This is a genomic window from Azospirillum terrae (assembly GCF_053470425.1).
The window spans coordinates 820208-831890 of the sequence record NZ_JBPXMR010000001.1; the positions used below are offsets into that span (position 1 = coordinate 820208).

At 67.6% G+C, this 11683-nt stretch carries 13 protein-coding genes; 5 read left to right on the plus strand and 8 right to left on the minus strand.

Going from position 1 to position 11683, the window contains the following annotated elements; genetic code table 11:
• Nucleotides 1–3: 3 nt before the first annotated feature.
• From ACSVDD_RS03840 to ACSVDD_RS03865, 6 genes are all read right to left on the minus strand, one after another.
• Nucleotides 4–759, minus strand: coding sequence for an ABC transporter permease (locus ACSVDD_RS03840; protein WP_448187957.1), 756 nt, complete (start codon nt 757–759; stop codon nt 4–6).
• Nucleotides 756–1679: an ABC transporter ATP-binding protein gene (locus ACSVDD_RS03845; RefSeq protein ID WP_448187958.1), complete on the minus strand. Its 924-nt coding sequence runs from the start codon at nt 1677–1679 to the stop codon at nt 756–758. Before ACSVDD_RS03845 ends, ACSVDD_RS03840 begins: the two co-directional genes overlap by 4 nt.
• The gene (locus tag ACSVDD_RS03850; RefSeq protein ID WP_448187959.1) at nt 1676–2818 is read right to left on the minus strand and encodes an ABC transporter permease; all 1143 of its coding nucleotides are present in this window, start codon (nt 2816–2818) and stop codon (nt 1676–1678) included. The genes ACSVDD_RS03845 and ACSVDD_RS03850 overlap by 4 nt, the downstream gene beginning before the upstream one ends.
• Before the next feature lie 5 nt (nt 2819–2823).
• Nucleotides 2824–3744, minus strand: a complete 921-nt coding sequence (osmF, locus tag ACSVDD_RS03855; RefSeq protein WP_448188507.1) for a glycine betaine ABC transporter substrate-binding protein OsmF — start codon at nt 3742–3744, stop codon at nt 2824–2826.
• 83 nt (nt 3745–3827) lie between these two features.
• Nucleotides 3828–4649: a penicillin-insensitive murein endopeptidase gene (gene mepA / locus ACSVDD_RS03860; protein WP_448187960.1), complete on the minus strand. Its 822-nt coding sequence runs from the start codon at nt 4647–4649 to the stop codon at nt 3828–3830.
• Nucleotides 4650–4660: 11 nt separating this feature from the next.
• Complete coding sequence (locus ACSVDD_RS03865; protein ID WP_448187961.1) at nt 4661–4879, minus strand: hypothetical protein; 219 nt, start codon at nt 4877–4879, stop codon at nt 4661–4663.
• A 186-nt stretch (nt 4880–5065) separates the two neighbouring features.
• Between ACSVDD_RS03865 and folP the strand changes: the two genes are divergently transcribed.
• Nucleotides 5066–6100 carry a dihydropteroate synthase gene (folP, locus tag ACSVDD_RS03870; RefSeq protein ID WP_448187962.1) on the plus strand — a complete coding sequence of 345 codons (1035 nt, stop codon included), beginning with the start codon at nt 5066–5068 and terminating at the stop codon, nt 6098–6100.
• Between the two features lie 528 nt (nt 6101–6628).
• Here the strand turns inward: folP and ACSVDD_RS03875 are convergent.
• Nucleotides 6629–6829 carry a hypothetical protein gene (locus ACSVDD_RS03875; RefSeq protein WP_448187963.1) on the minus strand — a complete coding sequence of 67 codons (201 nt, stop codon included), beginning with the start codon at nt 6827–6829 and terminating at the stop codon, nt 6629–6631.
• Here ACSVDD_RS03875 and ACSVDD_RS03880 point away from each other — a divergent pair.
• The 3 genes from ACSVDD_RS03880 to ACSVDD_RS03890 all read left to right on the plus strand — a co-directional run bounded on the left by ACSVDD_RS03880 (nt 6828) and on the right by ACSVDD_RS03890 (nt 10495).
• Entirely contained in the window at nt 6828–8633 is a 1806-nt protein-coding gene (locus ACSVDD_RS03880) for a methanol/ethanol family PQQ-dependent dehydrogenase (RefSeq protein ID WP_448187964.1), read from the plus strand. The genes ACSVDD_RS03875 and ACSVDD_RS03880 overlap by 2 nt on opposite strands.
• Nucleotides 8634–8714: 81 nt before the next feature.
• Nucleotides 8715–9176 carry a c-type cytochrome gene (locus tag ACSVDD_RS03885; RefSeq protein WP_448187965.1) on the plus strand — a complete coding sequence of 154 codons (462 nt, stop codon included), beginning with the start codon at nt 8715–8717 and terminating at the stop codon, nt 9174–9176.
• Nucleotides 9177–9187: 11 nt separating this feature from the next.
• Nucleotides 9188–10495 (plus strand): quinoprotein dehydrogenase-associated putative ABC transporter substrate-binding protein, encoded by a 1308-nt coding sequence (locus ACSVDD_RS03890; protein ID WP_448187966.1) that lies wholly within the window; start codon nt 9188–9190, stop codon nt 10493–10495.
• Nucleotides 10496–10501: 6 nt separating this feature from the next.
• Here the strand turns inward: ACSVDD_RS03890 and ACSVDD_RS03895 are convergent, their stop codons facing one another.
• Nucleotides 10502–11101 carry a hypothetical protein gene (locus tag ACSVDD_RS03895; protein ID WP_448187967.1) on the minus strand — a complete coding sequence of 200 codons (600 nt, stop codon included), beginning with the start codon at nt 11099–11101 and terminating at the stop codon, nt 10502–10504.
• 65 nt (nt 11102–11166) lie between these two features.
• Between ACSVDD_RS03895 and ACSVDD_RS03900 the strand changes: the two genes are divergently transcribed.
• On the plus strand, nt 11167–11679 hold the full coding sequence (locus ACSVDD_RS03900; protein WP_448187968.1) for a DUF3280 domain-containing protein: 513 nt from the start codon (nt 11167–11169) through the stop codon (nt 11677–11679).
• Nucleotides 11680–11683 lie beyond the last annotated feature (4 nt).

Genomic DNA, 11683 nt, shown 5'->3' on the forward strand with positions numbered 1-11683 from the left:
GCGTCACGGCTTTCGCCACCGGGACAGCAGGGACGTGAGCCGATCGAACCCGAAGTCGAGGACGACCGCCAGGGCGGCGACGATCATCGCACCCTGGAGGACGTAGGCCGGGTTCGACCCGTTCAGCCCGATGATGATCGGCAGCCCCAGGGTCTTCGCCCCGACCGTCGACGCGATGGCGGCGGTGCCGACGTTGATGACGACGGCGGTGCGGATGCCGGCGAGGATCACCGGCGCGGCCAGCGGCAGTTCGACCCGCACGAGGATCTCGGCCGGCCGCATGCCCAGGCCGCGCGCCGTCTCCAGCACGGATTCCGGCACCCCTTCCAGGCCAGCGACGGTGTTCTCCACGATGGGCAGCAGGGCGTAGAGCGTCAGCGCGATCAACGCGGGTTCCGGCCCGAATCCGATCACCGGCACGGTCACGGCAAGCACGGCGACCGGCGGGAAGGTCTGGCCCATGGTGGCCACCGCCTCCAGCAGGCCGCGGAACTCCGCCCCGGCCGGCCGGGTCACGAACACACCGGCGGCGGCGCCGAGCCCCACCGCTGCGAGGCTCGACAGGCCGACCAGCGTCAGGTGATCGGCGGTGAGCGCCAGGAAGCTGTCGGCCTCGTACAGCGGCCGGTCGAGCGCCGGGTACAGCAGGGCGAACAGCGGCTTCAGCGCCGGCATGCCGAGCACCAGCGCGGCCAGCACCAGCAGCGCCAGCGTCAGGCGGTCGGTCACCAGGGCCGTCAGCGACGAGCGCCCGGTCATGGCCGCACGAGATCGCTGAGGTGAATGATACCGGCCGGATGTCCGTCCTCGCCGACGACCGCGATGCGATCGGTGCCGCGCGCGACCATCTCGGACAGGGCGCGGCGCAGCGGTGCCGTCGCGGGCAGAGGATCCCCGGATGCCGTGCCCGGCTGGGCACGCTGGCCGATGGTTTCGACGGCGAGCCGCTTCAAGCCCCACTCCTCGCGGCCGACGAGGTCGCGCACAAGGCCGTTCGCCGGCCGGGTCAGGATCGCCAGCGGCGGCGCGAATTGGATCAGCCGACCGTGATGGACGACGGCGATCCGCGTCGCCAGCGCCAGCGCCTCGTCCATGTCGTGGGTGACGAAGACGATGGTCGTCCGCGTCTTGCGATGGATGGCAGCCAGTTCCCCCTGCAAGGCGGCGCGGGTGATCGGGTCGAGGGCGCTGAACGGCTCATCCATCAGCAGAATGCGCGGCTCCGCCGCCAGCGCGCGGGCGACGCCGACGCGCTGCTGCTGCCCGCCCGAGAGCTGGTGCGGGAAGGCGTCGCGGAAGCGCCGGGGGTCCAGGTCGAGCAGGCTCAGCAACTCGGTCACCCGGTCGCGCACGCGCGCCTTCGGCCAGCCCAGCAGCGTGGGCACGGTGGCGATGTTGCGCTCGACCGTCCAGTGCGGGAACAGCCCGACCGACTGGATGACGTAGCCCATGCGCCGCCGCAGTTCCTCCGGCCGGGCGCCCGCGATGTCCTCGCCATCGATGCGGATGGTGCCCTCGTCCGGGACGATCAGGCGGTTGATCATCTTGAGGATCGTCGACTTCCCCGACCCCGACGGGCCGACCAGCACGCAGAACGCGCCGTCCTCGACCTCGAAGGACACGGAATCCACGGCGACCCAGGGGCCGAACCGCTTGGTCACCCGTTCGAACGCGATCATGCCCCTCCCCTCCCGGCCAGCGACACGAGCAGCCGCAGCGTGGCGTCGGCGGCGACGGCAAGCAGGATCACCGGCACCGCGCCCAGCAGCACGAGGTCGAGCGCGTTGGCGAACAGCCCCTGGAACATGATGGCGCCCAGGCCGCCAGCCCCGATCAGCGCCGCCACCGCGGCCAGTCCGACCGCCTGCACCAGCGTGATCCGCAGGCCCGACAGGAAGACCGGCAGGGCCAGCGGCACCTCGACATGGAGGAAGATTTGGCGCGGCGTCATGCCCATGCCGCGCGCCGCCTCGCGCACGGCGTCGGGGACGCCGGCCAGCCCCTCCGCGGTGTTGCGGACGATGGGCAGCAGGGAATAGAGGGTCAGCGCGATGACCGCCGGTGCCATCCCGACACCGCTGATCCCCAGCCCCGGCAAGGCGCCCGCCAGCGCCGACAGCGGCGCCAGCAGCAGCCCGAACAGCGCGATGGACGGGATTGTCTGCACCACGTTGAGCAGCGGGAAGACCAGCCGTCCCACGGCGCGGGAGCGTTGCGCCAAAACGCCCAACGGCACCCCGGCGAGCAGCGTCGGCACGAGCGCCGCCGCGACGATGACGCCGTGCCGCACGACCGCCTCGGCGAAGGTGTCCCGCCGGTTGGCGTATTCCTTGAGGATCGACAACTGGTCGAGGTGGCCCGCCGCGAGCGGCGCCGCGATCAGCGCGAGTGCCGCGGCACCGGCGCCGATGCGCAGCGGCGGCGTCAGTTCCAGGCGGCGCACGGAATCCACCGCGGCGAGCAGCGCCGCCGCCTCCATGCCCCAGAAGCCGGCGCCGAACGAGGTGCGCGCCGCCGCCGGGGCGCTGGCGGCGAGCATTGCCGCCTGCTGTCCGGCCAGTTCGACCAGCCCCGCCGTGAGGAGGATGGCAGCAACGGCGATAGCCCACAGCACGCTGCGGGTCGGCGGCAGGAACGGGGCGGCGAGCAGCACGGCGCCGGGCAGCAGCGCCAGCCCCCAGGGCCAAGCCAGCGCCGCCGACAGCATGATCCCGCGCCCCGACAGCAGCCGGTTCGGCGCGTAGCTCAGGAACGGCAGCATCAGCGCCGCCGCCAAAACGGCCAGCGCCAGCAGGAGGACGACGCGGTTGCGGATCATCTCCGCTACTTCAGGAATCCCTTGGACTTGAGGTAGGAGGAGGCGACCTGCTTCGGGTCCTGGCCCTCGACGGAGATCCTGGCGTTCAGCGCGCGCAGGGTTTCGGCGTTCAGCGAGGCGAAGACCGGGTCCAGCGCCTCGCGGATCTTCGGGTTCTTCTCCAGGACCGCGGCACGCACCGTGGGGGCGGGCTCGTAGACCATCTGCGCGCCCTTGCTGTCCGTCATGACCACAAGGTCCAGCGCGGCGATGGCGCCGTCGGTGCCGTAGACCATGGCGGTGTTGACGCCCGACGTGCCCTCGGCCGCCGCGCGGATGGTCGCCGCCGTGTCGCCGCCGGCCAGCACCAGGATCTGCTCGGGACGCAACGAAAAGCCGTAGGTCGTCTGGAACGACGGCAGCGCCGCAGGGCTCTCGACGAACTCGGCCGAGGCGGCCAGCTTGGCCTTGCCGCCGCCGCCAACCCAGCGGGCGAAATCCTCCATGGTCGCGAGCCTGTTGGGCGCCGCCACGTCCCGGCGCACGGCGATGGCCCAGGTGTTGTTGGCGGGCGCCGGCGTCAGCCAGACAATGTTGTTTTTCTCCCGGTCGAGCTGGCGGACCTTCTCATAGCCCGCACCCGCGTTCTTCCACGCCGGGTCGCTGTCCATGGTGAAGAAGAAGGCGCCGTTGCCGGTGTATTCGGGATAGAGGTCGATCTCGCCCGCCAGCAGGGCGCTGCGGACGATCTTGGTGGGGCCGAGCTGGATGCGGTTTTCGGTCGGGATGCCGTTGGCCTCCAGCATCTGAAGGATCATGGTGCCGAGCAGCCCGCTCTCGGCGTCGAGCTTCGAGCCGACGCGGACCGTGTCGGCCGCACGCACATTCCCGGCGGCGAGGACCAGTCCCAGCACAAGCGTGATCAGCGTCCGCACCGTCGGTTTCATGACCACCGCCCCCTCCCTTGCCGGCCGTTGCAGAAGCAAGGATGGTCAACAATGGCAATTGCGGCAAGCGGCGCTTTCGCGGCCTATTCGGCGAACAGCGCCACGCAGGCCGCCGGGGGTGGCGGGATTGCCGGCTTGACGTGCGGCTTTGGCGTTTCCTTCGGCGGCTCGAACCAGCTCAGGAGTTCGGCGTCGCATCCCTCGCCGGGCGGGGCCGGGCTTTGCGGGACGCAGGAGGCCGTCCCTTCCGGGCAGCCGAGGCGCACATGGAAGTGCGATGCGTGGCCGAACCACGGGCGGATCTTCCGCAGCCACGAGCGGTCACCGGTCTCGCCCTCGCACAGCGCCAGCTTGATCGCCGGGTTGACGAAGATGCGCGTCACCCGCGCGTCGCTCGCCGCCAGCCGCAGCAAACGTCTTTGCCGCGGGCCGAAGTGCCGCGGGTCGACCCGTTGCGTCGCCGCCTGGACCATGCTGGGGAAATCCGTGCGTTCCCGCTCGGCACGCGGCAGGTTCGGCAGGTCCAGGTCGAACCAGACATCGGCGTCCAGGCCGATCTGGTGGCTGGCATGGCCGCTTTCCATGCGCCCGCCGCGCGGCTGCGACAGGTCGCCGATGGCGAGGCGCCCGAGACCATCGGATTGCGCCCGGTTCGCCAACGTCGCGACGTAGTCCAGCAGCACGGGATGGCCGAAGTTCCGCTGCCGCGACAGGTTCACGACCTGATAGCCGGCCCCCTCCGGCGGAAGTTCACCGGCACCGCGGATGCAGCCGTTGGCGTATTCGCCGATCGGCTGCGCCGGGCCGGGGCGGACCATCGCCGGAGCCGCGGGGAACGCGGCTGGCGAGAGCTTCTCCGCGGCACCGGCGGGAAGGTACGCCGCGGCAACGAACAGCGTTGCCACGGCAAGGCCGGTTACGCGCCCTCTTGCTTGGGCCGATTGCCGACCGTGCAGAGAACCCGCGTCATGCGAAACTTCGGGTGATCGTTGATCCACTTGGCGCCCTCGATCTGTCCGGCGATCTGGCAGCTGGACATGCTCAACGGCTGATCGTCCGGAATAACCGGCTTCACCGTCTGACATTGGGTCGGTTCGGAAACCATACAGAACACCATCGACAAAGCAACGAGCATCGGACACTCCAAGGTGCGAAGCACAATGAATCAAACTGACACGGGCCGATCCTGGCAATTGCCGTGCCATCCCACGCGGGGCAGCATGACGGCAAACCGGATGCCAAAACCAGGAACCGCACCACATCCATGCTCAGAGCTTAGACATCGAAGGTTAACGATGCCCAAATGTTGGACGATATGCATATGCCCGCGATCCACGTGCGCCCGTTGGGGCTGACGCCACCCGGCCACGCCCTGCCGGGCGCACGCCCGTTGGCGGGGGGATGGTTGAGCTTCGACCGTTGCGAGATCGTCCGCCGGCGTGGCGCCACGTCCGAGCGGACGCTGGTGGCGCTCGACGATCCGGCATCCTGGCCGGAGGAACTCCCGGCCGTGCTCGACCGCCTGTCGGCGCCACGGCCAGCCTTTGCGGGCATCGCGCTCGACCGGCCCCGCATCATGGGAATCCTCAACGTCACACCGGACAGCTTCTCCGATGGCGGGGTGTACCTCGATACCGACAAAGCGGTCGAACACGGCCTGGCGATGGTGGCGGATGGGGCGGACATCGTCGATGTCGGCGCGGAGTCCACACGCCCCGGCGCGATGCCGGTCCCCGCGGAGGCGCAGATCCGCCTCGCCATACCCGTCGTCGCCCGGCTGGCGGAGCGCGGCGTGGTGGTTTCCATGGACACCCGCAGCGCCGCGGTCATGCGCGCCGCGCTGGCCGCCGGTGCGGCCATCCTCAACGACGTCTCGGCGTTGACCCACGATCCCGAAGCCCTTGATGTGGCCGCGCGCTCCGGCGCGCCCGTCGTCCTGATGCACATGCGCGGCGTGCCGGAAACCATGAACGCAGCCCCCCGCTATGCGGACCCCGCGCTCGACGTGTTCGACGAACTCGAACAGCGCGTGCGGGCTTGCGAGGCCGCCGGAATTCCGCGCGGGCGGATCCTGGTCGATCCGGGGATCGGTTTTGCCAAGACCATTCCACAGGGTGCTGCGGTCACCCGCGCGCTGTCCATGTTCCACGCCACGGGGTGTGGCGTGCTGGTCGGCTTCTCGCGCAAGGGGCTCATCGAGCGCCGGGCGGGCGCGTCCGAGCCGCGGGCGCGGCTTCCCGGCTCGCTGGCGGCGGCGCTGGTCGCATTTTCACAGGGCGTGCAGGTCGTGCGCGTCCACGACGTCGCCGCGACGGCACAGGCCCGCGACGTCTGGGACGCCCTTACGGCCAAATGACCGCGGCAGCCCTCAGGTCTGCGGCTGCTCGCAGCGCCACCGGCGGACGTTCCAATTGGGATGACTCATCTGCCATTGCACGGCGCTGATGTATCCATTTCGCGTGCACGACGCGACGTTCGGGAAGCGTTCCACGAAAGACGGACGTTCGACCGAGCAATCGTCAGGCCGGGACATCAGGCAAACCACGAGGATCAATTCGAACATGCACCACCATTTTCCGAATGGATAAACGACTCTTCAACAGGCACCCCAACAGTTCCCTAACAGACATAGTCCCTCCACGAAAGGGCTGTTGGAGTCAGAAATCCGCCACAACCCAACCCATTCTTGTTGCAATGCAATATCGCATCGCAAAAATTTGATAATACAAACCAAAAAATCATGCTTTTTCGGATAAATTAGAATACCATCCCTACCACCTATTTGCGTGGACAAGTTATCCAAAATGATTGATTCTACGCCAATTACAGAATCTTTTCTCACGCCGACTTGACGCTCGATCACGCTCAATATAGTTTTAAGTGCTTAATTGGCTTCGAGCAACCGCCGAGCCAGCACACGGCATTTTTCCATAACAAATGCTTTCACAAGCGCCATCAAATTGGTTTTCAAGTAGCAACAAACGCTAATAACGGGAGGGAGCGCGATGAAGTCCTTGTCACGATGGCTGCTGGTTTCGGCCGCTGTTTTCGCATCCGGGTCCGCCTTCGCGAACGACAGCATCATGAAAAACTCGGCAGACCCAAACAATTGGGCTCTACAGCTCGGCAACTATGCCGGCCAACGTTACAGCCCTCTCAATCAAATCACCACGAACAACGTCAAGGATCTTCAGGTCGCCTGGAGCTTCTCGACCGGCGTTCTGCGCGGACATGAGGGCGGGCCGATTGTCGTCGGCGACGTGATGTACATTCACACACCGTTTCCCAACAAGGTCTTTGCGCTGGACCTGAACAATCCCGGCCGGGTCATCTGGAAGTATGAATCGGTCCAGGACCCGAACGTCATTCCCGTCATGTGCTGCGACACCGTGAACCGCGGCGTCGCGGTTGCCAACGGGAAGGTGTTCCTGGCGCAGGCGGACAACACACTGGTCGCACTCGACGCGAACACCGGCAAGGAGCTCTGGAAGGCCAAGAACGGCGACCACACCAAGGGTGAAACGCTGACGGCGGCCCCGCTGGTGGTCAAGGACAAGGTGTTCGTCGGCATCAGCGGCGGCGAATTCGGCGTGCGCGGCCATCTGACCGCCTACGACATCAATACCGGCAAGCAGGTGTGGCGGGCGTACTCGACCGGCCCCGACACCGACGTCAAGATCGACCCGAACAAGACCACGATGATGGGCAAGCCCATCGGGCAGAAGGACCTTGGCGTCAGCACGTGGCCGGGCGACGAGTGGAAGCGCGGCGGCGGCACCACCTGGGGCTGGTACACCTACGACCCCGAATTGAACCTGATCTATTACGGCACCGGCAACCCCGGCACCTGGAACCCGACCCAGCGCTCCGTCGATCATGACCGCAACAAGAGCGACAACAAATGGTCGATGACCATCTTCGCCCGCGACCCGGACAGCGGCGAGGCGAAGTGGGTCTATCAGAAGACGCCTTTCGACGAATGGGACTTCGACGGCGTCAACGAGAACATCCTGGCCAACATCAACGTGAACGGCCAGCCGCGCAAGGTGCTGGTCAACTTCGACCGCAACGGCTTCGCCTACACCATCGACCGGACGAACGGTGAACTGCTCGTCGCGCAGAAGTACGACCCGACAGTCAACTGGGCGTCCGAAGTCGACATGAAGACCGGGCGGCCGAAGGTCGTCGACAAGTACAGCACCTTCGCCAACGGCGAAGACAAAAACACCGCGGGCGTCTGCCCGGCGGCGTTGGGCACCAAGGACCAGCAGCCGGCGTCGTTCTCGCCGGACACCGGGCTGTTCTACGTGCCGACCAACCACATCTGCATGGACTATGAGCCGTTCTCGGTCCAGTACACCGCCGGTCAAGCCTATGTCGGTTCGACCGTATCCATGTACCCGACGCCGAACTCGCACGGTGGCATGGGCAACTTCATCGCGTGGGACGCGGCGGCCGGCAAGATCGTCTGGTCGCGGCCTGAGCGGTTCGCGGTGTGGAGCGGTGCGCTCACCACCAAAGGCGGTGTGGCTTATTACGGCACGCTGGAAGGCTATCTGATCGCCGTCGACATGAAGGACGGGAAGGAGCTGTGGCGGTTCAAGACGCCGTCCGGCATCATCGGCAACATCAACACCTACACGCACAACGGGAAGCAGTACGTCGCCGTGCTGTCCGGCGTCGGCGGTTGGGCCGGCATCGGTCTGGCGGCGGGCCTGAACCAGGAAGCCGGCGCGGCCGCTTGGCATCACGCGGTCCATCCCAACCGTGCGGAAGGCACCGGGGTGGCGACCGCCGGCCTGGGTGCCGTCGGTGCCGGAATGTCGCTGGGTGAATACACCCAGTTGGGCGGCGTGCTGACCGTCTTCCACATCCCCGACCAGAAGTGAGGCACGCGCCGACCCCGGTGCTCTTCGGAGCACCGGGGTTTTCGTTCCTCTACCGTGCCCCCCGATCCGGCGAGGACCTCCATGAACATGAAAACCGGAATTCGCACGCCTGTCTGCGTGCTCGCCCTGGCGTTGTTGGGCGCCGCAGCCATCATCGGCCCGGTCGCGGCGCAGCAGGACGACGCGCCGGTCGCACCGGACGGGACGCCGACCTACACCGTCAAGGACGGACAGGTGGACAAGGGCACGTACAACGGCTACCGCCGCTTTCATTCCGTCTGCCACACCTGCCACGGCTTCGACGCCAACGGGTCGTCCTTCGCGCCCGCCCTCGTGGATTCGCTGAAGCGCCTGAGCTACGACCAGTTCAAGGAGGTCGTCATCAACGGACGCCAGAACCAAGGCGCCACCGGCGACAAGGTGATGCCGTCGTTCGGCACGGACCCGAACGTCGTGCAGAACCTCGATGACATCTACCGCTACCTCAAGGCCCGCGCCGATGGCGCGCTGCCCGGCGGACGCCCGCAGCGGATCGGCAGTTGAGGGAGGGCGTCATGACGGTTGCGTTCAGAACCTGCGCAGCGGCAGCCGCGGCGCTGGTCCTGCTTTCCACGCCAGCCACCGCCATCGAGGCCACCGACCGGGCCGCCGTCCGGGTCTGCGCGGACGCCAACCTCCTGCCCTTCTCCAACGACCGGCTGGAAGGCTTCGAGAACGAGATCGCCCGCCTGATCGGCGAGGATCTCCAGCGGCCGGTCACCTATTTCTGGTGGCCGCAAACCATCGGCTTCGTGCGGAACACGCTGCGCGCCCGCCAGTGCGATCTGGTCATGGGCACGGCGTCCGGCGAAGAGCAGATGCAGAACACCAACCCGTACTACCGGACGGTCTACGCGCTGGTCTATCGCACCGCGTCGGGGATCACGGCCGAAACCCTGGGTGACCCGGCGCTGAAGGACGCCCGCATCGGCATCATCGAGCGGACGCCGGCCGCCAACCTCATGCGCCAGTACGGCCTCACCAGGACCGAGCCGTACCAGCTCAACACCGACACCCGCGCGAACAACCCCGCCCGCGACGCCATCCAGGACGTGGCGACCGGGCGGACGGACGCCGCGGTGATCTGGGGGCCGATCGCCGGTTACTACGCCGCCCAGCAGACGGAGCCGCTGACCGTCGTCCCACTGGTCAAGGAGCCCGCATCCGCCCACCTGCAATTCAACATCTCCATGGGCCTGCGCACCGACGAGCCGGATTGGAAGCACTGGCTCAACGACTTCATCACGCGCCGCCAGACCGACATCGACCGCATTCTGCTGCGCTACCACGTGCCGCTGGTCGCCCCGGACGGCACGCTGAAGAGTGCGGCGGCCACGGAACCGCCGGGCTACCGTATGGACAACTACCGGGCGCCGGCCCCCGCCGGGCTGTCCGGCGCCTCGACCGTCACCCTGGCGGAACTGCGCGGCTTGATGCAGCGCGCGCCGGAGCTGCGGCTGATCGACGTGATGCCGGCGCCGCCGCGCCCCGCCGACCGCCCGCCGCCGGCCGTGTGGGCGCCGCCGCCCCGCATGAGCCTGCCGGGCGCCGTCTGGCTGCCCAACACCGGCTACGGCAACCTGTCGCAAGGGCAGGAACGCTATCTGCGCACCGGCCTGGAGACGCTCAGCAAGGGCGACCGCGCAGCCAAGCTGGTGCTGTTCTGCGAGCCGAACTGCTGGATGTCGTGGAACGCCGCCAAGCGCGCCGTGGAATGGGGCTACAGCAACGTCTACTGGTACCCGGACGGCACCACGCGGTGGCAGGAGGCGGGGTACCCGCTGGAGCCGGTCACGCCCTTCGGCAGCGGCGCGTCGAACTGAAGGGGATTAGTCGAGGTGAGCGGCAATGGCGCGCGCAACACGGCCAAGCCTCTGTTCCAGCTGGACCGGCTGATCGCACAGGGCGGTCTGGTTGCGGCGCCGCTCGTCGAGAATGCGGCGCTGCCACGCGATGTCCTCCTGCAACGCCTTGGCCTCGGGGGAGTCGGGGGGAAGCGTTCGCAGGCTGGTCAACCCCTCAGCGATGCGGTCGAGCAGGGCGCGTTGCTGATGGGCGTAGCGCTGAATCACGTCGATGGCCCTGCTGCGCTCCTGGTTGAGCGCATCGAACACACCGGCGAAGAGCGCGGTGAGCACCGCGTTGCGGTCCGGCCCGAGGGTGTCGGCGAAGCGGTCGATGGACGCCTCGGCCCGGTCGATGTCGACCGAGCGGTCGGTCGCCTGCTTCAGGATCGGCTCGACGCCGGGGATGCTCCGCCAGGCGCCCTCCTTGTCTTCGATGGGGTCGCCGGGCCAGATCTGGCCGGGGGACAGCGTCGGAACCAGGATCTGGGCGCACGGCCAATCCGGGTTGCGCTCCGCCCCCACCGCGAGGGACGGCGGGAGGAGCAAAACACCGATGACGATCAGGATGGACCGGTGAGGCATCCCCGGAGTCTGCAAGGCGAAGCACGGGCTTGCCTACCCGGTCATTCGGATAAGCAAGGTCCCCCATGAGAGTCCGGCTCGCCCTGCTTCTGCTGATGGCGTTCGCCACATCCGCCCACGCGGCGGCCCAAACGGAGGCCCAAACGGAGGCCCAAACGGAGGCCAAGGTGCTGGTCTTCGACCTGGAACTCTTCGACACCAGCGGCGAACCGCCCGATCCCGACCACCCCGGACGGCTGAAACGGATGACCGAAATTCTGCGCGACGGGCTGAAAGGCCGTTATGAGGTCACGGGTGTCCGCGACACCGCTCTCGCCGCCCAGTTGCCGGCGTCGATCCGCTTGTGCAACGGCTGCGAGCGCGACCTGGGCCGCAAGGCGGGCGCCGATATTGTGGTAACCGGCTTCATCCACAAGATCAGCACCTTGATCCTGAACGTGCAGATTATAATGCGCGAGGTCGGCAGCGGCGAGATCGTCGCCACGGGAGTCGCGGACATCCGGGGCGACAACGAGCGGTCGTGGCGGCACGGCGTGGACTGGCTGCTGCGCCATCGGCTTCCGACGAATGTCCCGTGACAGG

Excerpts from the sequence above, each read along its gene's own strand:
- ACSVDD_RS03840 (WP_448187957.1), bottom strand. The coding sequence starts at position 759 with ATGACCGGGCGCTCGTCGCTGACGGCCCTGGTGACCGACCGCCTGACG.
- ACSVDD_RS03845 (WP_448187958.1), bottom strand. The coding sequence starts at position 1,679 with ATGATCGCGTTCGAACGGGTGACCAAGCGGTTCGGCCCCTGGGTCGCC.
- ACSVDD_RS03850 (WP_448187959.1), bottom strand. The coding sequence starts at position 2,818 with ATGATCCGCAACCGCGTCGTCCTCCTGCTGGCGCTGGCCGTTTTGGCG.
- osmF (WP_448188507.1), bottom strand. The coding sequence starts at position 3,744 with ATGAAACCGACGGTGCGGACGCTGATCACGCTTGTGCTGGGACTGGTC.
- ACSVDD_RS03865 (WP_448187961.1), bottom strand. The coding sequence starts at position 4,879 with ATGCTCGTTGCTTTGTCGATGGTGTTCTGTATGGTTTCCGAACCGACC.
- folP (WP_448187962.1), top strand. The coding sequence starts at position 5,066 with ATGCCCGCGATCCACGTGCGCCCGTTGGGGCTGACGCCACCCGGCCAC.
- ACSVDD_RS03880 (WP_448187964.1), top strand. The coding sequence starts at position 6,828 with ATGAAAAACTCGGCAGACCCAAACAATTGGGCTCTACAGCTCGGCAAC.
- ACSVDD_RS03875 (WP_448187963.1), bottom strand. The coding sequence starts at position 6,829 with ATGATGCTGTCGTTCGCGAAGGCGGACCCGGATGCGAAAACAGCGGCC.
- ACSVDD_RS03885 (WP_448187965.1), top strand. The coding sequence starts at position 8,715 with ATGAACATGAAAACCGGAATTCGCACGCCTGTCTGCGTGCTCGCCCTG.
- ACSVDD_RS03890 (WP_448187966.1), top strand. The coding sequence starts at position 9,188 with ATGACGGTTGCGTTCAGAACCTGCGCAGCGGCAGCCGCGGCGCTGGTC.
- ACSVDD_RS03895 (WP_448187967.1), bottom strand. The coding sequence starts at position 11,101 with ATGCCTCACCGGTCCATCCTGATCGTCATCGGTGTTTTGCTCCTCCCG.
- ACSVDD_RS03900 (WP_448187968.1), top strand. The coding sequence starts at position 11,167 with ATGAGAGTCCGGCTCGCCCTGCTTCTGCTGATGGCGTTCGCCACATCC.